The organism is Pseudoalteromonas sp. Of7M-16 (assembly GCF_022347805.1).
GTDB lineage: Bacteria > Pseudomonadota > Gammaproteobacteria > Enterobacterales > Alteromonadaceae > Pseudoalteromonas > Pseudoalteromonas luteoviolacea_F.
Genome location: NZ_JAKRFY010000027.1, coordinates 42,987 through 67,279 on the forward strand (window position 1 = coordinate 42,987; position 24,293 = coordinate 67,279).

At 42.8% G+C, this 24,293-nt stretch carries 19 protein-coding genes and 1 tRNA gene; 8 read left to right on the plus strand and 12 right to left on the minus strand.

The genetic code is table 11. The features are described from left to right. Positions 1-189: 189 nt before the first annotated feature. Entirely contained in the window at positions 190-2,985 is a 2,796-nt protein-coding gene (locus MHN81_RS22090; protein ID WP_239426736.1) for a methyl-accepting chemotaxis protein, read from the minus strand. Positions 2,986-3,531: 546 nt separating this feature from the next. On the opposite strand from MHN81_RS22090, the gene MHN81_RS22095 reads away from it, so the two are divergent. Beyond that, positions 3,532-3,936, plus strand: a complete 405-nt coding sequence (locus MHN81_RS22095) for a hypothetical protein (protein WP_023400115.1) — start codon at positions 3,532-3,534, stop codon at positions 3,934-3,936. A 62-nt stretch (positions 3,937-3,998) separates the two neighbouring features. Here MHN81_RS22095 and MHN81_RS22100 read toward each other — a convergent pair whose 3' ends face one another. Next, the gene (locus MHN81_RS22100) at positions 3,999-4,814 is read right to left on the minus strand and encodes an aminotransferase class IV family protein (RefSeq protein ID WP_239426737.1); all 816 of its coding nucleotides are present in this window, start codon (positions 4,812-4,814) and stop codon (positions 3,999-4,001) included. A gap of 77 nt (positions 4,815-4,891) precedes the next feature. Between MHN81_RS22100 and MHN81_RS22105 the strand changes: the two genes are divergently transcribed. Next, positions 4,892-5,251, plus strand: coding sequence for a MerR family transcriptional regulator (locus MHN81_RS22105; protein WP_023400113.1), 360 nt, complete (start codon positions 4,892-4,894; stop codon positions 5,249-5,251). A gap of 52 nt (positions 5,252-5,303) precedes the next feature. Here MHN81_RS22105 and MHN81_RS22110 read toward each other — a convergent pair whose 3' ends face one another. After that, the gene (locus tag MHN81_RS22110) at positions 5,304-6,176 is read right to left on the minus strand and encodes a LysR family transcriptional regulator (RefSeq protein WP_023400112.1); all 873 of its coding nucleotides are present in this window, start codon (positions 6,174-6,176) and stop codon (positions 5,304-5,306) included. 109 nt (positions 6,177-6,285) lie between these two features. Between MHN81_RS22110 and MHN81_RS22115 the strand changes: the two genes are divergently transcribed. Next, a complete protein-coding gene (locus tag MHN81_RS22115) occupies positions 6,286-7,344 on the plus strand; it encodes an FAD-dependent oxidoreductase (RefSeq protein WP_023400111.1) in 1,059 nt (352 codons plus the stop codon). Positions 7,345-7,453: 109 nt separating this feature from the next. On the opposite strand, the gene MHN81_RS22120 is transcribed toward MHN81_RS22115, so the two are convergent. The 8 genes from MHN81_RS22120 to MHN81_RS22155 all read right to left on the minus strand — a co-directional run bounded on the left by MHN81_RS22120 (position 7,454) and on the right by MHN81_RS22155 (position 14,392). Next, the gene (locus MHN81_RS22120) at positions 7,454-7,873 is read right to left on the minus strand and encodes a GNAT family N-acetyltransferase (protein ID WP_239426738.1); all 420 of its coding nucleotides are present in this window, start codon (positions 7,871-7,873) and stop codon (positions 7,454-7,456) included. A 328-nt stretch (positions 7,874-8,201) separates the two neighbouring features. Continuing rightward, a complete protein-coding gene (locus MHN81_RS22125; protein WP_023400109.1) occupies positions 8,202-8,558 on the minus strand; it encodes a ribonuclease E inhibitor RraB in 357 nt (118 codons plus the stop codon). 157 nt (positions 8,559-8,715) lie between these two features. Next, the gene (locus MHN81_RS22130) at positions 8,716-9,168 is read right to left on the minus strand and encodes a hypothetical protein (RefSeq protein ID WP_239426739.1); all 453 of its coding nucleotides are present in this window, start codon (positions 9,166-9,168) and stop codon (positions 8,716-8,718) included. 255 nt (positions 9,169-9,423) lie between these two features. Further along, a complete protein-coding gene (locus MHN81_RS22135) occupies positions 9,424-10,221 on the minus strand; it encodes a nucleotidyltransferase domain-containing protein (protein ID WP_023400107.1) in 798 nt (265 codons plus the stop codon). Positions 10,222-10,223: 2 nt separating this feature from the next. Beyond that, on the minus strand, positions 10,224-11,267 hold the full coding sequence (rtcA, locus tag MHN81_RS22140; protein WP_023400106.1) for an RNA 3'-terminal phosphate cyclase: 1,044 nt from the start codon (positions 11,265-11,267) through the stop codon (positions 10,224-10,226). A gap of 2 nt (positions 11,268-11,269) precedes the next feature. Beyond that, complete coding sequence (locus MHN81_RS22145; protein WP_239426740.1) at positions 11,270-12,496, minus strand: RtcB family protein; 1,227 nt, start codon at positions 12,494-12,496, stop codon at positions 11,270-11,272. Between the two features lie 10 nt (positions 12,497-12,506). Continuing rightward, positions 12,507-14,111, minus strand: a complete 1,605-nt coding sequence (locus tag MHN81_RS22150) for a slipin family protein (protein WP_239426741.1) — start codon at positions 14,109-14,111, stop codon at positions 12,507-12,509. Between the two features lie 207 nt (positions 14,112-14,318). Beyond that, positions 14,319-14,392 (minus strand) — tRNA-Leu (locus MHN81_RS22155). 295 nt (positions 14,393-14,687) lie between these two features. Between MHN81_RS22155 and rtcR the strand changes: the two genes are divergently transcribed. Together rtcR and MHN81_RS22165 are read left to right on the plus strand one after the other, a co-directional pair. Then, positions 14,688-16,292, plus strand: a complete 1,605-nt coding sequence (rtcR, locus tag MHN81_RS22160) for an RNA repair transcriptional activator RtcR (RefSeq protein WP_023400103.1) — start codon at positions 14,688-14,690, stop codon at positions 16,290-16,292. 98 nt (positions 16,293-16,390) lie between these two features. Beyond that, the gene (locus MHN81_RS22165; protein ID WP_023400102.1) at positions 16,391-17,830 is read left to right on the plus strand and encodes a metallophosphoesterase; all 1,440 of its coding nucleotides are present in this window, start codon (positions 16,391-16,393) and stop codon (positions 17,828-17,830) included. A 273-nt stretch (positions 17,831-18,103) separates the two neighbouring features. Here the strand turns inward: MHN81_RS22165 and MHN81_RS22170 are convergent, their stop codons facing one another. Beyond that, positions 18,104-18,622 carry a DUF6702 family protein gene (locus MHN81_RS22170; protein WP_023400101.1) on the minus strand — a complete coding sequence of 173 codons (519 nt, stop codon included), beginning with the start codon at positions 18,620-18,622 and terminating at the stop codon, positions 18,104-18,106. A gap of 503 nt (positions 18,623-19,125) precedes the next feature. On the opposite strand from MHN81_RS22170, the gene MHN81_RS22175 reads away from it, so the two are divergent. The 3 genes from MHN81_RS22175 to MHN81_RS22185 are packed head-to-tail and all read left to right on the plus strand — an operon-like array spanning position 19,126 to position 24,288. Further along, positions 19,126-19,362 carry a hypothetical protein gene (locus MHN81_RS22175; RefSeq protein ID WP_023400100.1) on the plus strand — a complete coding sequence of 79 codons (237 nt, stop codon included), beginning with the start codon at positions 19,126-19,128 and terminating at the stop codon, positions 19,360-19,362. Between the two features lie 55 nt (positions 19,363-19,417). Continuing rightward, positions 19,418-20,638, plus strand: a complete 1,221-nt coding sequence (gene sbcD, locus MHN81_RS22180) for an exonuclease subunit SbcD (protein ID WP_239426742.1) — start codon at positions 19,418-19,420, stop codon at positions 20,636-20,638. Continuing rightward, a complete protein-coding gene (locus MHN81_RS22185) occupies positions 20,635-24,288 on the plus strand; it encodes an AAA family ATPase (protein ID WP_239426743.1) in 3,654 nt (1,217 codons plus the stop codon). Before sbcD ends, MHN81_RS22185 begins: the two co-directional genes overlap by 4 nt. Positions 24,289-24,293 lie beyond the last annotated feature (5 nt).

Consider the following 24,293-nt stretch of genomic DNA (forward strand, 5'->3'; position numbering starts at 1 on the left):
TCAAAGTGGCTTTTCAGATATTAATTAACCATCGCTGTTCCTTGTGATTTTCATAGGTGGTAGCCCAATGCTCCAGTGTGGCTTTTAACTGAAATGGGCGTGAGTGTTTTATTTAAAACCACCGCTTGTTAAGTATTGATTTAAAAATACATTATTACCTAACAAGCTGTTGTGGTTTTCATTCGTGTTTCAATTCCCTACACCAAGCCGCAACATTCCTACAGCCTCTGGCGCGGGTAGCAGTTCTTGCTGAGTCGTCGCCTGTGTTTTAAAGCTAGCGACTTGTTGTAACAAGTTTTGAGCTTGTTGCCTCATAACTTGGCTTGAATGCGTGGATTGTTCGACTAAATGCATATTTTTCTGCGTTTCGTTATCCATTTGCGCAATCGTAGATGACACTGCCGCGACGCCCTCTGATTGCTCTTGACTGGCCTCGGTTATTTCAGTGATCATCACATTTACCTCTTTAACCACTTGGATCAGTTGCTCAAAAGTATCCCCTGATGCCGATACCAGCTGGCTACCTTTAGATACAGCTTGAGAGCTATCTTGTATTAGGCCTTTAATTTCCTTAGCTGCGGATGCGCTGCGCTGTGCGAGATTACGGACTTCACTGGCGACCACCGCAAACCCTCTACCTGCTTCTCCTGCTCTGGCCGCTTCGACAGAGGCATTGAGTGCTAATAGGTTGGTTTGAAAAGCTATCTCATCAATAACCCCGATGATATCTGAGATGCTTTTACTGCACGCTTCTATTTCATTCATCGCGGCAACTGCATCTGAAACGGTACTACCGCCCTGCTGGGCTTTGACCATTACTTCATCTGCGTGATCAGACACATCTTTGGCGCTTTTGGCATTTTGCTGTACGGTCACGGTTAGCTCTTCCATGGTGGAAGCTGTTTCTTCGATGCTTGCGCCTTGATTTTCAGTGCGTTTGTTTAATTCTTCATTACTATTGGCAATACTCTGTGCGCCTTGGTACACGCTGTTTGATGCTTCTGTGATTTCTTGCACCATGCTATTTAAATTATTCATGAGGGCGTTCATAGCGTCTTTTAAGATATTAAACTCAGTGCCTAAATCATCGTCTATGGTATGCATTAACTCACCCTCAGCAAGTGCCATGATGGCGTGTTTGATACTCGAAATCGCGCGCTTTCTAGCTGTGATATCCGTCGCGTACTTCACCACCTTAAAGGGGTTGCCTTCGGCATCAAAAATGGGGTTATAGGATGCTTGGATCCAAATTGCCTGGCCATGTTTATCAATACGTTTGTACTCGCCACTATCAAATTGTCCAAGGCGTAGGCGCTGCCAAAAATCTTGATACTCTTGACTGCGTGCATACTCGGCCTCGGCAAAAATTTTGTGATGCTTACCCTTTATCTCAGCCAAGGTATACCCAGTCGTAGCAAGAAAATTCTCGTTGGCATCAAGGATAGTGCCATCTAAATTGAATTCAATCACGGCTTGTGACTTGTGAATAGCCGCCAGTTGCCCGGCAAAGTCGGAGCTTTGTAACTTTTGAACTGTGATATCCGTCGCAAACTTAACAACTTTGAAGGGCTTGCCATTGGAATCAAATATGGGGTTGTAAGTCGCCTGTATCCAGATTTTTTTGCCATTTTTACCAACTCTTTGGTACTCACCTGAGTCAAATTTTCCTTGGTTGAGTTGTTGCCAAAACTGTTTATATGCCTGACTGTTGGCGTAATCTGGATCAGCAAACATGCTATGGTGTCGGCCTTGAATTTCATCCAATGTGTAGCCAGTCGTTTTTAAGAAGTTTTCGTTGGCATTGATGATGGTGCCGTCCATGTTAAATTCGATCACTGCCTGTGATTTGCCTATGGCTTGTAACTGTCCTTCATAGTTGGCGGCCTGAAGCTTTTGCTCCGTGATATCTGTCGCGTATTTAACTACTTTAAATGGTCGGCCGTTTAAATCGAGTATGGGGTTATAAGATGCCTGAATCCAAATTTCTTTGCCGTGCTTAGCTTTGCGCAAGTATTCCCCTGCGGAGTATTGCCCGGCGTTTAATTCAGCCCAAAAATTCGCATATTCGGCACTTGCAGCATACTCTGGATCAGCAAACATACTGTGATGTCGACCTTTTATTTCATCTAGCGTATATCCCATGGCCGATAAAAAGTTTTCATTGGCATAGATGATAGTGCCATCCATATTGAATTCGATAACAGCTTGGGACTTTCTGATGGCTTCAAGTTGACCTTGATAATCCGCCGCTTGCAATTTAGTTTGTGTTATATCTGAAGCGTACTTTACTACTTTGTACGGGCGACCATTTACATCAAAAATGGGATTGTAGGATGCATGGATCCAAACCTCCCTTCCGCCTTTGGCGAGTCTTTTATATTCTCCCGTACTAAATTGGCCCTGATTCAGCGCTTGCCAAAATAACTGATACTCTTCACTTTTGGCGTATTCAGGCTCTGCAAACATGCTGTGGTGTTGGCCGACTACTTCTGACAGTGTGTATCCCATTGCTTGTAGGAAGTTGTCATTGGCATGAACGATTGTACCGTCCATATTAAACTCGATGACTGCCTGTGATTTACCGATGGCCTCAATTTGGCCTAAATGTTCAGTGTTAGCACGTTTATAGTCAGTCACATTGTGCAGCAGTAATAGCGTGAGTTTACTGTGAGTTTGCTGATCAAATGTGCTGTGCACAGAGGCGCGAAACCAAAATACGGAATTGTGTTGATATCGGACTTGAAGCTCTTGGTCTGGCTGAGCTATGTGGTTATCTAAATCAAGCTTTGTCTTTATAAGTCGGCTGTAATGTTGACCGATTAAATCGGCTTGTTTACAGCCAAGTTCTGCCAAAAAATGCGCACTGACTTGCGTAATTTTCCCCTCGTCATTGAGTTCTAATACAGATTGTTTTTCAAAAAAGACGTTAAGTTTGGCTTCTAAAGATTGTAATTTTTGACGCTCTGTCCTTGATGAAAATAACATAGTCCACCTAGTTGATAATCGTTACTATTAGTCAGAAATATAGTAGAAAAATGTATAAGTGCCACTTGAGTGTATGTTCGATAAAGGAAAAACGGACGCGTTTGTTAAAGAGCGTGTGATGACAAGGGGAAGAGTTATGTGTGGAGCAAAAAAAAAGCGCGCCAGAGGCGCGCCAAAAGTCTTTTTAAGACAGGGAAATCAACATGTTAAATAACTGCATTAGACATATCTACTTAAAGTCGAAGGTGTGTATATGCGCTTACTCAACAGGGAAAAGTATATCTATAGCTGCTGTTGCAATCTTGACTTAGGGTGCAAATGGCTGTGCAAGCTTGTTACTCTTTGTAAAAGAGTTTTCGTATTGCACTATTTTGAGTACAAAAATAAATCGAAGCTGAACCAAACAAGTATGTGGCATAGAAAAAGTGCCAACCGGAAAGTCTAAAAGTTCATCGATATAATGTGTATTGTCTAGCCTCTAAGGGTAAATTAAATCAGGTAACGGAGAAAAGAAGGTAACCGGGTTTGCAAAGCCAAGGAGTTGAAATGAAGTCTCTTCCTATAATTGTGGTGGTTGTTTTATCTGGGTGTGTTCACACGAACTATACGCAGTTGAGTCTTGCCCAGCGGTTGGTAGGCACTTGGTATTATTCTGATCGTGGTACAAATCACCATGATAGAAAATCATGTCTGTTTAAAGAGTCAGGAAAGGTTGAATGCGATGTTGAGGAAGGCAATTTTTTTGCAAACGGATTTGGCGAAGCGCACTTTCACAAAACAACAGGTAGTTGGCACATATACAAAACTCAGTTAACAGTGATAGAGGCGCCCACCTATTCACCAAATAATGTACATACTTGGAAAATGAAGGTCGACAAGTTGACCCAAAATCAAATGATATTGTTGAATGAACAAGCGTATCGAGAAGTGTGGCAAAAAGTGACAGACTAACTGCTCAGGTACTAGGTGATGCAAAACGGTACATAGTAGTACCGCATTAACCTCATAAATATTTAAACATCTTTTGCCGTTTCAGCTTCATAGGCACGGTGTAGCAGATTCTTGAGTGTATCCGATTGCTCAAACGATTCACTGTCAATGCCCTTTACACTCACTGCGGGTGTCCATGAATTCATAACAACCGCCCCTGTGAATGAACTGAGCTCATCGAGTGTTAATTGCGTGGTGCGTTGTGGCATATTTAGCTTGGTCAATTGACGTTGTAACATACTCATCATAGTACCTTTTAACATTGCGGCGCTTGGCCAAATAACGTGATTGCCATCCCAAAAAGCAACATTCCAAATTGTCCCCTCGCTTATGCGACCTTGCTTATCAATAAACAAAGCATCATCAAATCCGAGCGATTTAGCTTTATGCAGGTAGTAAGTTTTGCCAATTTCCCCCACATGTTTTATTTCTGGTAAATGTCGTTCGTGCGGGATAGTTGTGAGCCTTAAAGGGCCTTGAGGCCCATTTGATGGCGCACTGGTGCTGACCAGTACACTGGGATAAGTATTCATACTACGAGTAGTAAATTCACCGTGGGTAGAGTAAAGAGTCACGGTCAGCGAACAATCATCTGAGGAATTTGTAATTGCTTCACGAATGTAAGATAGAAGTTGTGCGTCATTCAATGATTTACCAAAAAGAGTCCGTGAAGCTAGGCGCAATCGTTCTAAGTGTAAATCCACCCCTTTAACCTTGCCATTTCGTACTTGCATGGCACTGAAGTGTGCAAAGCCTGCAAATGCTAATGGGTTAGTTTCTGAGTTGGGCTGACGTCGGCCGTTGATAAAAACTTGTTGTACAACATCTTGATTTTTCATACTTTACTTCCGTTGAATTTGCTTTTGGAAGGCAATAATATAAACCCTCACAGTGCTGTTAGAGTCAAGAGCCCGATATGAAAATTGGTGAATTATCCAAACTAACCGGCGTGAGCATACGAATGCTGCGCTACTATGAAGAGCAAGGGCTTTTAAAGCCACGGCGGTCCGCTTCTGGATACCGTGATTTTGATCAACGAGAAGTGCAAATATTAGAGAGAGTTAAGTTATTGAGTTCTGCAGGCATGACCTTGAGCACCATTCAAGTATTTTTGCCGTGTGTGCGCGGGGAGCGGCCTATTATTGAGCCTTGTGATGAGTTGAGAGTACTCCTAAACACCCAGTTGCGAGAAGTGGATGAAAAAGCCGCTCAGCTGGCTCACAGCAGACTTGTGCTCACAGGTTTCTTACAAGAAATAGAAGCAGGTGACGAATAACAATTCCCGCGGTTAATTGCCTTTGAGAGTCTCTTCAACCTGTCGCTGTAACTTAGGCTTCAGCGAAGGGGGAAGCGCACTTCAACATATCTATAAACTTTCGTACTTTAGGTATATGAATAATGTCACGGTGAACTAATACCCAGCTGTTAACTTGCCAGCTTTCGCCGATTGCGAGTTCATGGAGTAGATTGTTATTTTGCACGGCTTGTTTGGTTGCGATGGAGATCCCGCACCCTGCCTGGAGTGCATGGTCCAGTACTTGATACGAGTTGCTGGTGGTGACAATATTACTGGTTGGAATGTGGGTATGGATCCACTCATTCCATGGCAAGTGCGCGATGCGTTCTGAGTTGGCTAGAAACTGATGCTGGGATACATTATCAAGCGTTGGTAGACCATGTTTTTCGATATACGTTTGGTGTGCACACAGAATTACGTCAATCTGCTGAAATGGAATGACAATATTGTCGAGGGTTTGTGGTTTTTCTCCCATTCGGATCGCCAGATCCGCTTCCCCGTACTCTAGGTCATATTTGCGAATATCACCGAGGATCTCAAAGCGCACATTCGGATATCGAGCTTGGAATTGTCGGATCACAGGAAAAAGTAAAACAGACAGTTCACTGACACAGGTGATCTTAAGGACGCCTTCCATCAGTGCACTTGAGTTGGTTGTTTTATCAACAAATTGCTTAAACTGCACATCGGTGATTTCTCCTAAACGCATTACCTCCAACCCCGCCTCGGTGGGAATATAGCCTTTGTCATTACGTTGGAATAACTTTACGCCAATGTGCGTTTCTAAGGCGTCAATGTGGCGCATCACCGTCGAGCGATGTATGCCTAGATCTTCAGCCGTGGCACTGAGCGTTCTCAATTTTGCTAATCGATACGCTGTTTTAAATTCGGTCCATTTATCCATAATCAGTATTGCGTTGCAAATATGCACATAAGGGTATTTTAATTACGCATTAAAAACAAATTTGCAACGGTATATGCTGTCGATCGTCAAGTGAGTGGAGAGAGTGAATATGAAAACCCAAGTGTTGATCATAGGCGGAGGCTTTGGTGGCGTCACGACAGCGCAAAAGTTACAAAAAAGTGGGATCAAAACAACATTAATCGATAGAAAAGATTACTTTGAGGTGACCTATGCTGTGTTAAGAGATGTGGTTGATCCAAATAAAACGAAGGGGTTAGCACGCAGATATTATCGGGATATTTTAGCGGGAGGTTTTGTGCAAAGCACAGTACAAGTGCTGCGCGATAATAGCGCTTTACTTGAAAACGGCGAGATCATTAATTTCGAACAAGTAGTGATTGCAACAGGCTCCAGATATCCAACACTGCCTCTGGCAAAATCCATAGATGCATCTACCTTACGCGATAGAGAAGATGAACTAAAGCGCCATTATGACAAGCTCAAAAGTGCATCAGAGGTTTTAATCATGGGTGGCGGTGTGGTCGGAGTCGAACTTGCTGGTGAAATTGCATATGCGATTGAAGGCGTCAATGTGACATTGGTGCACAAAGGTCATGCTGTACTCGATGGCTTTAGTGAAAAAGCACAACGTAAAGCCCACCAGCAATTGGCCAAGTTAGGTGTGCACATAAAATTGGAGAGTAACTATCAACAAAGCGGGAATAGCTATAAAGATGAGCACAGTGGACATGAAATAACCCCGGATGTCGTTTACATGGCCACGGGTACTAAACCAAACAACGCATTTTTACAGCCGCATTTTAAGCATCTGCTTAATGATAAAGGGCTTGTTGTTGTCAACGAGCGATTAGAAGTAGTTGGACAAGACAATTTTTATGCACTCGGTGATATTGCCGAGGTCGGAGAAGCAAAGCTTGGTTACCTTGCCGTAGAGCAAGGCAAATATTTGGCAAAGGTCATAGCGAACAAGCGCCAAAGGCAACCGAACAAAGCATACAAACGCAATGCTTTTATGGCCCTAGTTCCGACTGGACAAAAAACGGGGGTAGTCCAGTTGCCGGTATTTACTTCAACATGTAAGCACCTAGTCAATTTAAAGCAAAAAGATTTGTTTATTGGCAAAACTTATAAAGAGTTTATGAAATAGCTAACGCTTTTTCATTTTGGAGGCTGTTGTTCAGCCCCAATGTTCTTTTTTAAATTGTACAGCTACGTCACTCAACTTGTGATTGTCTCCTGAAATTGACAGGTCCATGTCATACAAACTTACACATACCTAATCCGAGTTTTGTGCCATCACGAGAGGTAAAGCCAAACTTTTCGTAAAATGTCTCCTTACCTTGGGCTGCCAGCAAACCAATCGTTGCACCAGATTGGCAGTTTTCATCCAGATAAGCACCGATTAGCCCCATGATTTGAGACCCTAGCCCAATGTTTTGATGTTCGGGGTGAACAATGATGTCTTGAATGTAGAAGTACATGGAGCCATCACCGATAACGCGGCCCGTGCCAATTAGTTTGTCGTCACGATACGCAGAAACCCAAAATAATGACGCTTGCATACTGTTTGCTAGGGTGCTCAACTGCGGATTAGACCAACCAATCAATATCCTGATCGCTGCGAATTCTTCGACCGTCGGCGCTTGCTGTTTTAAAACAATGTTAGAGGTAGTCATTTTACTCCTTTAATGGCGATGTTTGAGCAGAGGTAAATACCGTGGAGCTAGATACAGGGGAATTCACACCCACGTTAACCTAGATACTTTTTGTACAGCCGGCTCTTTTTGGGGTCAAGTTTTATAGATAAAGTGTCGTCAGGAGAATGTAGTACACCATGTTTAGGTCAGAACGCCGGTAATTTAATAGTGGGAAAGCATTCATGGAAAGACAGTTAGTTATTTATTGACTTGGGTAAGAAAAAGTAGCTACAGGAATTACAATGCACCAACCTATCCTGATATGTTTACATGCGATGATAAGTCAGTGCAACTAGGAGCCTCTTTGTCAGCTACAAGGACTACAAACAGCCCATGAATTACAAACACCATCCAAAGGTTCGACGAGGCGGCTTAGCCTCGTTTGCTCTTGGCCGACAAATTCGTGAGTGACGATATTTTTAGTCGTAAATAGTACATATCCGGGCGCGTCACCGTCAGCAATTGATTCTTGATCTGAGTCTAGAAAGCTTGCTCTCGGTAATTTTTCAGTGATTTCTTGCTGTTGTTTATCAGTGAGAGGCCAGTTTTTAAATTCAATGTAAAACTCAATATTGTGAGTTTTATCGAAGTCAAAATCCCTGTCTTCTAATATGCGCAACACGTCGCCATCAGCATCGGCCGGCCAAGTATTTCTTTCGCTCATGGTATCTTTTCTTTCTATCAAATAGAGTTGGTTAATGTTAGTCGTATTTCGAGTCGATAAATTTACTGCTTTTACTCAATTAATTGAAAGCCTATGCACTATTGGACTGGAATGTCTGCTGGTGTGACTTTTAGACTATTCGACGTGGATAAAAAGATTAGTTGGTAGGTTGGTATTGCTTGGCGTTATTTAATACGTAAGGTAGCGTGCAGCTTCCTTGCAGCTTCCTTGCAGCTTCCTTGCAGCTTCCTTGCAGCTTCCTTGCAGCTTCCTTGCAGCTTCCTTGCAGCTTCCTTGCAGCTTCCTCACTACCTAAACTTAGATAACCAAGAGCGCAGCTGTTATAGCTGACATTAACCGGTTTACCTGCCATGTATGCCGCCAATAACATTGAAACGCGTGTTTGATACTCATCAGCGGATTTGAACTCTAAAAAAAAGCCATTGTTGTATGTGCACTGGACACTATTATCTGTGTTTGTGAAGCTTTTTAGCTGAACATAAACACCATTACTTTGTGCTTTAATTGTGTGGATCTCTTTGAGTCCTGACCAAGCTGCACTTGCATTAAACGATAGTGCTAAAAAGGCAAATAGTGCTATTTTTTTCATTTCTGCCACTCATTTTGTTGTGTTTATTTTAATAAATAGGGGTGAAGCTCTTCCGTGAGTCCCTATTTTAAATGCAAATGTATCGTGTCGGTAGGTTTAATGCGTGCTGAACTTAATTTAATGAATTTTATTATATTTCAATGGGCTACACCAAGTAGAAGATGTGACCTCCTATTGGCGAATTGCGGTTGAAAGTGGAAATACAGTGCAGAGTGTTGGGTAGCGTATTACTTACCCAACGTGCAGTTTAATCAATTATATACTGTCTAACATTTGCAAAAAGGCCTTATCCAGTGCTGCTGTGTTTTGGTCCACATCAGACTTATTGAATTGATAGTTAAAATGATTGAGTTCAGCTTCAATAAACCGATTAAGTGTCGGAATTTGCGGCCCTAGTGCTTTTTCTGTCGCGTGCAGTTTTTCTACTACCAGTTTCTGGATCTCGTCGAACAAGACACTGTCATCAATAACAGCTGCCACCAAGGCTTCAAACTCAATGGGGGGTGGGCTTTTAAAGCGTTCTATCCACCTTGCTGCACATAGTGCACGCATTACATAGAGATACTTTTTACGCGGAACATATTCATTTTTCAAATAACCTCGATAGTTGTTTTTAGCCATATTGAAATAATGGTACAACCCCCGCTCTGCTTTATAGTATTGTTTAAAAAGTGCCATCACCTGTGTTTGAAAGTGGTTATGGTTGATATAAACAATGGGTGATTGAAGCCATTCACCAATCGCTGGGTTGGAGACGCGCAGTAGTTTTAGTGCTTTTCTTAAATCCCAGCCATTGATATCGATATCATCGACAATGGGGTATTCAATCACATCTCTTTGGTCTTCTAGCATCACTGACAAATACCAATCTTTGGGATGGGCATAGATAAAGCGTACATCATAGTCACTATTTGAAGACGCAAACCCCCAAGCACGGCTACCAGACTCAATAGCGTAAAGGACCTTTACGTTATGCTCTTGTTCGGTGTTTTTGATGCGTGTCATTATGTCATGGCGTATCTCGGGTGCGATACTATTTACTGGTACGTTCATAGCTAATCCAAATAAACTTTCCAAAGCTTGTCGTTAAGTTGTTGTGTTTTGATACAGGTTCCCGTTATTTGGCTGATCACATCAATATTGGTTGTGGTGTGGCTACTTAGCTGCGTAGTGGTAAAGCTGCCTTTTCCAGCCAGTACCATGGGCAGAAGTAATTGATCTGCCAAGTGCTCTTCAATTGCGGCGCCTGAGTTCAAATAAGCTTTTAAGGCAGTGACGGTTCTCCCTGCTACTTTTTCTGCACTTAGGCCAAGTTCACCCATTTGTTCGAACATGGCTACTTGATTTTGGTGGCCAACACTTAAGTGAAAGCTATTGCCTTGCCCGTGTGCCGCGCAATTTAATATCTCTGTAAAGGGCGCATTCCAACCCAGTCGCTTTTTCGCTTCTTCGATCTCTCTTTTTGCGACAGAGTTTTTTACCCCGGCAACAATGGACATCGCTTTACAGTGACTTTGCTGCTGTTCTAATTCTGCACCGGATTGCTCAAACAAACAGGGGGACAATGTATCTGTAGGGTTGATATCTATTTGCCAACAGCCGCCACCAGCTGGGAAAAATCCCAACTTGGTGGTCTTTACTTGGCAAGCTACGCCCATAGTTTGCAATGCTGGTAAAAATGACTGCTCAAAAAAGGTCAAAGAAGGAGACATGCCATTGTGTGTACCGCCATGCAGTTTTACGCTTGATGCCTTTCCTGCCAGTACTAAGGGGAGTAATATGGTTTGGCATACCAGCACGGTACTGCCCGCTGTGCCAATTTTGAATTCGTACTCGCCCGGTTCGACTGCATTTGGTGTAAATTTAATACATTGCGAATTTAGTTCTGCGCCTTCCACAGCCGCACTGCTGATCTGTTTTGCAGCAAGTACACAGGTCAAATGCTGTCGCATCAGTCCTGGCTTTTTACGACCAGCACGAATGTTACGAATTTCGATGGGCTGATTGTGTAGCATAGATAAGCTCAGTGCCGTTCTTAAAACTTGTCCGCCACCTTCGCCTTTTGAACCGTCTATGATTATTGTTTTTTTATGAGTCATTATTAACCTTTTACACATACTACTTGTTTTAATGTGCACACGACCTCTACCAAATCTTGTTGTGCAGCCATTACTTTGTCTATATCTTTATAAGCGTGAGGGATCTCGTCGATGACCGCTTGGTCTTTGCGGCATTCTACGCCTTTTGTTGCCGCTACGTGATCCGCGATGTTATAGGTCTTTTTAGCCTTGGTACGTGACATAACACGCCCTGCTCCATGGCTGCAACTATTGAAGCTATCTGGATTACCAAGCCCCCTAACTATGTAAGAGCGTGCACCCATATTGCCAGGGATGATCCCCATTTCACCTCTTTTTGCGCGTAAAGCCCCTTTACGGGTGACATAACATTGTTTTCCAAAATGCTCCTCGCGGGAAATGTAATTGTGGTGGCAGTTAACTGCAACATCTATGGTCTCAAATGGGATTGGCAGTTCTTCGCGTAATGCTTTTAGAGCGTTAAACATCATTATCTCGCGGTTTTTGGCTGCGAAATCTTGGGCCCATTCTACGGCTTCAACGTAATCATCAAAATAGGCACTCCCCTCTTTTAAGTAAGCAAGATCCAAATCTGGCAAATGTTGTTGATGACGTTGCATTTCTTTTTTTGCGAGTTCAATAAAGTAGGTGCCAATACGATTGCCAACGCCACGGCTGCCGGAATGTAGCATGACCCAAACATATTGATGCTCATCTATACAGAGCTCTAAAAAGTGATTACCTGTGCCCATGGTGCCCAAGTGGTTAACATGGTTGCTTTTAGCAATTGCTGGATGCTTATCACAAATTCTGTCGAATCGTGTTTCCAACGTTTGCCATTCTTTCGCCACCAGTTTGGGAATATTTCCCCATGCACCTTTGTCTCGCTTACCGCGATTGGCTGTGCGACCATGAGGCACTGCGGCTTCAAACGCGCTACGTATCGACTTGAGGTTGTCGGGTAGGTCGCTGGCTTTTAAGGTTGTTCTCGTTGCGACCATACCGCAACCGATATCAACACCGACAGCTGCGGGGATCACTGCATCAACTGAGGGGATAACACAGCCTATGGTTGCTCCTTTTCCTAAGTGGACGTCAGGCATAACGGCAATATGACTATGTACAATGTCCATAGCTGCAATATTTTCTAGTTGTTGTTGTGCTGCTGGTTCAAATGGCACGCCTTTTGTCCACGCTTTAATCGGGTAACTATTGTCGTTCTGTATTACTTCGTATTGTTCTTTACACATTGTTTTTCCCTTATTGGTGGCTTAGTTTCACAGCGTTATTCATCAGTCCGTCCAGCCCACCATAGACAGTTAGACTATCTATTTTGTCTGCGATCTTCTCTAATGCTTCGAGCTCTTTTAGGCGCATTAGTGTGGGGTTGTTCTCCATCACTTTTGCTGTGTTGTGTAAACTTCGGGTCGCTGCAGTTTCTTCGCGTCGTTTAATAACATTGGCTTCGGCCGCTTTTTGTGCTTCTACTACTTGGTTTAATATCGATTTCATCTCACCGGGTAAGATGATGTCCTTCATGCCCACATTAATTAGCTTGACGCCTAAGGCCTGTAGCTGAGTTCCAACAATGTCTCTTAGGGTTTCGTTTATGTATAATTTGTCGAGTAACAAGTCATCTAGGTTTTGCGTACCTACCGCTTCTCTCAATGCCAACTGTAATATGTTGTAGGTGAACGACATAATGTCCTCAGTACTTTGTGAAGCGATAACCGCATCTGTGACTTGCACACTCGCAGTGAGATTTATTCGTAGACTCACCCTGTCTTTGCTTAAGATCTCCTGACCAGATACTTCAAGCATTTGAGCACGACAGTCGAATACTTTTAGATCAATGTCTCGATTAAATCGCCACATACCATAGTGGCCCGGTGGCAGCTTTCTGACTAGTACATTGTCTACATATAACAACCCGATATGCTCACTTTCAATTGACACATCGACAATAGGGTTACAGCTCACTGCTGTCTCGCTCTTAAAGAGTTTTGCAGCGCAATTGAGACCTAATCTATTTATGTTTGCCAATGTAGCTGCATCGACATACATGTTTTCGCTTATATCCACTCTTTCCAAATGGATATCACCAGCGTCTTTCCATAAATACAGGTGTTCACCAGGAGGGACGATGCCTTTTAAAACCTGATTTACATACAGCAGCCCTACTTCCTGTGGCCCAATAACTTGATGTGACATACTCTGAATTGCTTTATTTTTATCATATATATCCGCCCCGTCACGCGCTGTTATTGTGCGACAGTCAAAGGTTTTAAATTCATAGTCGCGATTAAATTGCCATACACCATAGTGGCCAGCTGGCAGTTCTTTCACAAGTTGATTATCAGCAAACAAAAAACCGACGTGGTCGCGTTTTACAGTCATCTCGTAAATAGGCTTACAGGCGCTGTTTTTAGCGCTTTTAATAAGTTTAGAGGCGAGGTTCAGCCCTGCTTTTTCAATGAGTTTTAATGTCCTGTCTTCGACGTAAAATTGCGTAGTGAGATCAATTTTCTCTAACCGAATATCTCCCGCATCTTTCCAAAAATATAAATCTTCGCCAGGTGCAACGACCCCTTTTAGGGTGTCATTTAAATACAGCAGGCCAACTTCTTGTTCTGTGAGTTTAAAGTGACTTATGTGTGATTGCAGTGCTGGGTGTGTGTGGTACAAACGCACAGCATCAGGTGCTGTAAAGTAAAGTGTGTCGATATTGAAAGTAACAAACTCTAGCTCGTTGTTAAAGTCCCAAAAACGGTGCGTACCGGGTGTAAGTACGCGGTCAAAAAGTTTGTTCTTGTATACCAGTACGCGTTTCGCCTCAGCGACAATTTGTTGTTTTATAAATTTCATGTTTTTAATCCTTATACTGCATTGTAGCGGCCTGCTAGCTATGACCTAATTGGCTTGATAACTGCGTCTTTGGGGAGCATCCTGCTTGCCAACGACGGGAGTTACCTTGCGAGTTTTGCCTGAGTGTTAGCGGCGGCTACGTGCAAAGTTTTGAGCTTTACAGCCCAGTAAATTCGTATCAATCAAAGATGATTTGTATTTTATTTATGGTGATTAGAGCGGGACTCGAACCCGCAACAAACGAAAGCTATGTTCGCGGCTCTACCATTGAGCTATCTATCAAAAATGGGGAGTCGAACCCCGCACCTAAGTGCTTTCCATATTGAGTAGTTAATATCGGAATACGTGCTTACAGCGTAAGTCGTACCGTGGTGTTATTTAGAAACACGTTATCAAGCTACAGCCTAGATATATCAAATGGTGTGCCAAGCATATTAAAAACGTGCTTATTTTGTTTTAAGTATATGATTTTGAACGTTTAAATTTTTGTTTTTTAAATTTTTAACTTGAAGGAGTCTTGCGCTTATTTTGTTTTAATGTTTCTATTTAGATATTAATTTATCTATTTGGATATAAATGTTGAAGGAAGTAGTAGCGGTAAGTTTGCTTGGAACCCAGTTAGATTTCGTCGGTAAGCGGGTGGATAGGTGGCAGCGCTGGCGGCCCAATATCTCGTTGGTTAGTCAAGAAGATCTCATTATCAATAAGCTGTATCTATTACATGGTGAGCGGAGCTTTCGACTCGCCAACAATGTTGCTGTTGATATTGAGACCGTATCGCCTGAAACATCGGTACAACTGGTTGAAGCTAACTTTGAAGATCCTTGGGATTTTGGGGAGGTATATGCCAAGCTCTATGACTTTTGCCAGACCATCGAATTTGATCTAGATAATCGAGAGTATTTGTTTCACATTACTACCGGTACACATGTTGCTCAAATATGCAGCTATTTATTGACTGAAAGCCGCCATTTTCCCGGACGATTAGTACAAACGTCCCCTGATCCTAATAGTGACAATAAATCAGTTGGCCAGGTTCATACAATTGATTTGGACTTGTCGAAGTATGATCAATTGGCTCAGCGTTTTGATATTGAACATCAGCAAGGGGAAAGCTTTCTCAAAGGGGGAATAGAGACAAAAAACCCTGCCTTTAATCGCCTTATTACCCAAATTGAAAAAGTGGCTATTCGTTCTAGTGCTCCTATTTTATTGACCGGTCCCACAGGTGCCGGGAAAAGCCAATTGGCAGCAAGAATTTACCAACTAAAAAAGCAGCGCAATACATTGCAGGGGGATTTGGTCGTGGTGAATTGTGCGACGCTTAAGGGTGAGAACGCCATGGCAGCTTTATTTGGTCATACCAAGGGGGCATTTACTGGCGCTCAGCAAGCACGAGAAGGTTTTTTAATGGCAGCAGATAATGGCCTACTCTTTCTTGACGAGGTTGGTGAGCTAGGGCTGGAAGAGCAAGCTATGCTATTGCGGGCAATTGAAAATAAGCAATTTCATCCTGTTGGTAGCGATAGAGAAGTGAGTAGTCAATTTCAGTTAATAGCGGGCACTAACCGGGATTTAAAAGCAAATGTAGAAAGCGGTTCTTTTCGAGAAGATTTATTGGCAAGGATAAATTTATGGACATACCAGCTACCAGCATTGAAAGACCGTCGTGAAGATATTGATGCCAATATTGACTTTGAGCTAGACAAATATAGTCAAGAGCAAGGGCGTCGAGTTAGATTTAACAAAGAAGCGCGTATGGCGTATTTAAACTTTGCCCACAGTGAGCGCGCAACATGGCAAGGTAATTTTAGAGATCTAGGATCATCGATGATCCGTCTTGCAACACTCGCTGACGGTTCAAGGATCAGTAAAGATGATGTGGATGAAGAAATCAGTCGATTACAAAGAGATTGGCAATTGACCAATGCTACTCTGCATGGATCTTGCTTAATACATATTATGAACGATGGACAAATTGCCAGTTTAGATGCGTTTGACCGTCAGCAGTTAGAATATGTAGTCACCGTTTGTTTGCAAAGCCCGAGTATGGCAGCGGCAGGACGTGTGTTATTTGATGTGAGCAGAACTCAAAAATCTACGGCGAATGATTCCAGTCGATTGCAAAAGTACTTGGCAAAGTTTGGCATTAAGTGGCGAGATATTGCAGCAGCAAAGTAGCACATAGCCTGTGTAGGTAAACATCTGTAATACCCATTTACAGAGCTTTTACTACACTAAACAAGGAATTAGTGACGCAAATTAGAAGGAAAACGAACATGCGAGTCGTAAGTATATTATGTGGGCTGTTGATACTGGCCAGCTGTAGTAGTCCAAAGCCCCTTAAAAAAGCGGAAGTGATCACGGCGTACTCAATGCTTGCGCCGAGTAGCCAAGGTGACACCCTGATTTATATTAGGGCCATCATTCCGGGTATTCACACGAAACATCAGGTTTGTCCAGTTTTGGAAAGTGAAAGTGGTGAGCGAAGTCAAATGCGCATTCGTGGATTGCATCCAGGTGATAATTTTCCTGTCACTGTGTGCGAAGCTACCGCGAAGGCGGACATTGCCTACCAGGTGGGGGGCACAGAGCTGAAGTTTGATGCAATAACCTTAAACCCCAAGCATATTCAAGTGTATGGAGATTCGGGGTGTAAAGCACATGTGTGCAATGGTAATGGACCCGCAGAGCCGTTTAAAACTTTGATAACTGAAGGTGCAAAACGTGACGTTGATCTCATTTTGCATATGGGGGATTACAACTATCGAGGTACTAGTGGCAGCATCAGTAAAGGCGTCTATGCCTACGATGCTGGAGATGGCGGATATGGTGGGAAAACCTGCGGCTTAGAAGAAACCTACTATAGCCAAAATGCTCAGGGAAGCCCGAAACCGGATACTTGGCGTGCTTGGCGTGCAGACTTTTTTAGCGCAGCTGAGGCTATTTTGACTAAAGCGCCTTGGGTGTTCGCTAGAGGAAACCATGAACTTTGTAGTCGTGCTGGTTTAGGCTGGTTCTACTTTTTCGGTCCTGGTTCAGAATTGAAAGAAGGCATTGCACAACGCGCTTGTCCTGCACAAGGGAGCTTTTCTCAACCTCTAAACTCCGCAATATCGGCGATAACTATGATAGACCCCTACATGCTTAAACTTGATAAACACAATATTTGGGTTCAGGATTCGGCGAATGCTTGTGACGACAGGTTTTCAAATGCGCTTACAGCTCAGTATCAAAGCCAATATGAATCTCTGCAAAAATTTGCCAGCAAATATCCAAATAAACCTATTTGGACAGTGACGCATAGGCCGCTTTGGGGCGTAAACAATGTTGCAACGGACAATACGTTGAATATTATGTTGCAGCGAGCGTTAGCTGATACGCCATTGGGGCGTTTACCAGAGCAAGTTGCGCTTGCGCTGTCTGGTCATATGCATATCTATCAATCTTTGAGCTTTGACAAACAATATAAACGTCCACCGCAAATTGTGGTTGGAAACAGTGGTGTGAGCCTGAGTGAGGAATTGCCTTATACGAGCTTTGAAGCTGTCGTTGATGGGCTTGAAGCAAACGGAAATGAGCAGGCTAAATTTGGCTTTTTAGAGCTTGAACTGGACCGGTACTCTGGTTGGTATGGACGCTTTTTTGACCAACAAGGCGAAGCGTTTTTACGTTGTGATTCCCAGTTTGCCGCACGTGACGAGCAAGTATGTCAGTGAGTGGGCATCAATTGAGTTGAGAGAGTAAATGTTTGATGTGGTAAATTGTCTATGAGTAATTGAGCCAAGCAGCCACATCTTCATCCTTTTTGACAAGTGAGAACATCCTGCAGAATTGCCTTGAATTGAGGCATATTATTGCTAAATTGTGATTTATTAAGAACGTTCTAATATTTAGGTAAGAAACGTATTGTATTGACTGGCACTGAAATTGAAGTTGATGTGCTTTTAGGTACTTAAGTGCATGGCATAGCTCATTGCATTTAATCAGTTTTATTTTTTATTATCTTTTTTACTCTCAAATTGCACGGTTAACCAATTGTCGTTTTTATCAAAATACATCGTCTTTACGGCCCCCATACCTCTAAAGTTAACTAAGTTTATTTGCTGCGGCCAAATATCTCTTAGAACGCCGTGGCGCATTTGTAAGCCTTTCAATGGGATACTTTTGGTGTATTGTGCATCCTGATACACCCACAAGTATTTGTTATCTACTTCATATGTGGGCTTGGACAGGGCCAACGCTTGTCCACTTAATCGCCTAAGCGACGTTTGTGTATACACATAATCAATGAATTGCTGTTGTATTTTTTTGTCTTGATAGATGCTCTTTGAGTCATTAAACAAATGAACAACAGCATGCTCTAAATCATGCAAATGAAATCGATACTCAATTTTTATGTGTCCACTGTCGGGCAATACTTTTGCCGTTGCTAGGGAAACTTTTAACTTGTGTGCTTGACTTGGCATAGCCCAAATCAAGCTGAGCCCGGCAAAAAGCCAAGTTCTCATAAATCTAACTCCTTAACTCGCAAGTGATAGTGTTCACTCACTTACATATAGTCTACTTTATTTTGCAATTGTTTAAGAGGATTATTGTGATTTTTTGTCGATTCTAGCAAGTGGTTTGTCGACTTTTTGACCTCTTTAATGTGTTGAGATAATATCACATTTTTACTTTGAGTTGGGTTAACTTCATAATCTTCATCATATTTAGTGATAAATGTAATAAATTGTATGGGTGGACCTTAGGTTCAGAAATTGTTCAGCTCTTTCTATTAGGCTAGATGAGTAGTTGAGAGTGATGAGAAAATGACAATTTTTATTGTATGCCAAGTGTTCATTTTTCATATTTATTGTCTCTATTTTGAAAAAAAATTTAAAAACCACAGATTTACTGTTGATATTTGGCATTATTTATCATTAAAATCGCGCTCTTCCTTATTTTGGGTAAAACTGGCGTTAGTTTTGCTCATTGATTAATACCCGTTTATAGAAAAAATGTGGTGAGCGGTATGGACTTTTACATACTAAAAAAACAAGAGAAGTTAGTAGCGATACCTGCTGACGAACAAAATTGTAAAGCGTATATTGAAAACGGCTATTGTTATGTAGACAAGGTGGCTGCGTGTAATGAGCGAGCAGCCATAAAACGATTAGAAGCAAAACAAAGCAAGCTTTATAGAGCACCAATGTTACTATTATTGGCGTTGCCACTATTAATTTTTGCTTGGTGGCGATTGAGCTATTAATAATTAGCCCCAAGCAATGTTATATTAGCGTTCCTAATTAGGAAAGGAACGCTGTATGAAGGTTGTACACACATCAGACTGGCACCTCGGTCAACAATTTTTCGAACATAATAGATATGAAGAACATCAGGCTTTTTTAGACTGGCTTGTTCAAGAGCTAGTGCAAGTCGACGCTGATCTATTGATAGTCAGCGGTGATATTTATCATACAGCAACCCCCCCAGCATCTGCCGAGCAGCAGTTGTATGCGTTTATTAAACAAGCCAAATTGTGCTTACCTCATCTGCATATTGTGATCATTGCCGGCAATCACGACTCCGCAAATCGTATTGAGACTGCCAAACCTTTGTTACAGCAATTTGATACCCATGTGGTTGGTCGATTTGACAAGGATCAACCGCAGGATGTAGTTAAGTTAGTTGAAACACGCGATGGCTTAGTCAATATAGTTGCCATGCCATTTCTACGCAGTGCTGATATGGCACAGACTGACAGTGAAGACAATGGTTATGCACGTGCTGTAAAACAAGCCTACGACTCAGCCTATGCACAGCTTGATGATGTAACCATACCTGTGATTGCAATGGGGCACTTACATGCCAAAGGTGGCGATATTTCCTCTGATTCTGAGCGTAACATAACCATAGGTGGATTTGACTCTATTCACGCGGATGTATTTGGCGAGACGCCTGATTATGTTGCATTGGGTCACTTGCACAAAGCTCAAAAAGTCGCCAATGATGAGGCAATTCGCTATAGCGGTACCCCTTTCCCCATGTCTTTTGCGGAGCGACATTACAAACACCAAGTCGTTTTGATTGAGTTTAGTGGCAAACAAATAAGCAGCATTACTTCTCAGTATGTGCCAAGGCATAAACAAGTGATCCTATTACCTGAAAAAGGAGGGGCAACGCTAGATGAGCTGTGCGATGCGCTCCATAGCTTAGAGTTGCCGCAAGATAGTGAAATACCAAGGCCATATTTGCGATTGCGTTTAAACGCGAATGAAACGGACAGCCAGTTTCGTTTCAAGATTGAGCAGGCTCTTGCGGATAAACGCGTACACTTTTGTGGCATTGAACGCGTTTCAAATTCAGCGGAAGGTGACACAGAGCTATTATTTGAAGATTTAAGTAAGGTGAATGAGCTTGCACCATTGACCTTATTAGAGCTGGCTTATAAAGAACAGATCGATGGGGAAGCACCGCTCCCTGTCGAGTTAAAAACATGTTTAGAAACGGTGTTAGTGGCAATCAGTGAGCAAGAGGGATCATGAAAATACTGACAATACAGGTAAAAAACCTTGCTTCATTACCTGAAGCTTCTATTGATTTTACAGCGCCACCACTTAAAGACACCGGGCTATTTGCCATTACCGGAGAGACTGGTGCCGGGAAAAGTACCTTGTTGGATGCTATTTGCTTGGCATTTTACGGTAAAACTGCGCGCTTAAAGTCTGATTCCAAGAATAAAGTGTCATTTAACGGGGACGAAATAAAACTCAGCGATCCAAGACACTTATTACGCCGAGGAACCGTGTCGGGGTTTGCTCAAGTGGGTTTTGTCGGTCAAGATGCAGAGCAATATATAGCGCGTTGGCAAGTCGCTCGGGCACGCAATAAAGTCGATGGCCGAATAAAAGAAGCCGAGTTGATTTTGTTAGATGCAACGGGCGATCAAGTATTAGCACAAAAATCTGCCGCCAAGCAAAAGTTGTTGCAATTAATTGGCTTGAGTTTTGAGCAGTTTACACGCGCGGTGCTGTTGGCGCAGCATGATTTTGCAGCATTTTTAAAGGCCAGCGCCGATGAACGAGCACAATTGTTAGAGTGTCTCACCGCGACTGAGCAGTTTAGTCGAGTGGGAAAAACTATTTTTGAATTTCACAAACAAAAGTCTGAAGCGCTGTCTTTGTTTAAGCAAAAGTTAGGTGATATTGAATTACTCAGTGACGATGAGCTTCAGCAAAAGCAATTACAGCTAAGCGAGTTCAAAGAAAAACAAAGTCAGCTACAGCAAGAGGCAAAAAGCCTTGAACAGCATTTAGCTTGGTATGTGACCAAGGCAAAACTAGAACAGCAATTAAGCCTGTTAAATAACACACTGCTTGAACAAGAAACCACGCTTTCTCAGCACAGTGAATCGTTTCAGCGGGCGCACTTGGCACAGTTAACCCAACAGGTTTCTGATAACCGTGCTCAAGCGGTGCAATTGACAACGAGCATTCAACGCATGCAGGCCGACATCGCATCTTTGACAGCGGTGGATACACAAAGCGAAATTAATGCGCAGAATGCACTGCTTGATGTGTGTACTGACAAGCTTTCGCAGGCACAAGCGCTGTGGCAGAAGCACCTGCCAGATATCGCCAAGGTGGCTGAATATGATCAAACCTATAATGAGCATATTAAACTCGCAGCACAGTTTCGCACACAAGTTACGCAACAAGGTGCGTTAGAGCATCAATATGTAAATGAGTTGAACGGGCTGCGAACACAATTGATGGCGCTTGAAAGTGAACAATCCTTGGTTGAGCGTTCAATTACGCAGTCTCCAAAAATGGCTTCATTGGCAGCATCTTGGCCTGAAACTCACGAAGTTTTACAGCAGGCGCTTCGCGCTCACAATGATTTAAAAGCGATAAAAAATGAGAAGTGCACACTTGAAGCCAAGTGCCGAGATGCAAACCAAGCGGTTAAGCAATCACAACCTCAATGTGCTGAGCTAGAAAATCAAGTTGAGGGAATGCAGGCTGAAGTCAACCAATTGCAACATCGTCTGAATGAGTTAGATTATGAAAAGTTACAATTCCATAAATCTCAACTGATTAAGGCTCAGCAAGCATTTGCACAGCAAACGGAGCTCAACAATGACTCACTCCAATTGCAGGCTCAGATTGATGGGTTGCGCCATCAACAACACAGTGCAGATGCGCAGCGCAAAGATGCTGAGCACCAAGATGAACTTACTCGGCAACAGCTGATGTTAACTCAAGACAATTTACATCAAGTGAAGTTACGTGCCAGTGATAATATCAGTGCGCTGCGGAGTCAGCTGGAGCACGGAAAAGAGTGTATGGTCTGCGGTGCCACGGAGCATCCCTACCGAGTCGATCATATTGATAGTCACTGGCAGCAATTGATCCGTGACTTTGAAGGACAGTTTCAAGCAGCAGAGCAAGCCCGGCAGCAAACACAAGCTCGTTACCATGATGTTGTTTCTCAGCTAGAGCAAGTTAATGGTCAGCTTCAAGCTGCGCTGCAACAAAAGGCGCAATTAGCGCAAAAGCAGCAAGTTAATCAAACTTTGTTAAGCGAACTTCCTGAGTCGCTGAGAGATTTTAGTAGCCATGCAGAGCAACTGCAGGACATAGACCAAAACCTGTCTTTATATAGCGAGCTAAGCAAAGTACAGCAACAAAAATGGCAAGTGTTGCAGAGCAGTTCACAGCAGTTGCAAACTCAGCGCGAAGCCTTAACGCAACATCAACAACAACTCCAGGCGTTTGAGCAATCACACTCGACATTAAAGCAGCGAGAGGCCGAACTGATTGATTTGAGTTCGCAATTAGCCGAACGTGTTGCGCAGGTATATGACCATACTGATTGGTTGGCTCAGTTTAAAGAGGCACCTGCTGAAGCAATCAGAGTTCTGTCTGAACAAGTCTGTGCGTTTATTGAACTACAAGATAAGGCCGCGCAAATTGTTAAGTCAATAGAACAATGCGTGCCACAACTGACCACAACGCAAACGTTACTGGACAAAGTAACAACTCAATTGCAAGGCTTAAATACCGAGATCACCAAACATCAACAACAGGCTGAAGCTGCGCGAAGTAGTAGAAGTCAATTATTGACTCTGGAAGTGACATCGGAACAGTGGCGTCAGCAATTACAAGATGGTATTACACAGGCACAGCAACAAGTTCAGGCACAAAAAGACAAGTTAAGTGCGATGAGCAAGCGACATGATGAGCAGGCACTGCGTGTAAAGCACTTACAGCAACAGTGCGAAGAGTATCAAGTCGAACTTGAAAAAAATCAGGCCCGCTTTGATGAGTGGCTTAAAGAGACGCAAAATCAATATCCGTTATTGGATATTGCATTGGTTGATGAGTTGCTTGGGTGGCAGTCATCACAATGGCAAGCGTTACTAAAGCAATCTCAGCAATTAGAACAACAACGAAATGGCACTCGTTCCCAATTAGATCACGTAAAACAAAACTTGAGTGAGCATGCTGAGCAAGCACAACCTAATCTAGCAGAAGTTGATTTGACCGCCGCCGTAGAGAAACTAAATGGTCAGCAATCTGAGTTGCAATCCCATATTGTGACTGTTTCTGTTGCTTTACAAACACACCAAGACAACATCGATAAATTGCAGGCGCAACAAAGTACTTTAAATCAAATGCAGAATGAGTATGAGCACTGGCATTTACTTAACCGCTTGCTCGGTGATGCAACAGGTAAGACAATGCGTAACTTAGCGCAAACCCAAACTCTGAAAATACTATTACATTATGCAAATCACCATTTATCTAGCCTATCACGTCGCTATCGCCTCACCGTAATTGGTCAATCACTTGAAATAGCGATTATTGACCGAGATATGGCTGATGAGCAACGCAGTGTGAACACATTGTCAGGTGGTGAATCATTTTTGGTGTCTTTGGCTTTGGCACTGGGCCTAGCTTCGCTGTCCTCTAATCAAGTGCAAATTAACTCTTTGTTTATCGATGAAGGGTTTGGCACGCTTGATCCGGAAACTCTCAGCGTCGCTTTGGATGCATTAGATGCGTTGCAATCTCAAGGACGAAAAGTGGGTGTGATATCCCATGTTGCACAAATGACTGAGCGTGTTGCTACACAAATTCGAATTAAGAAACAATCGGGCGGATATTCAACCGTCAGCACTAAGGAAAGTTAAAGGGG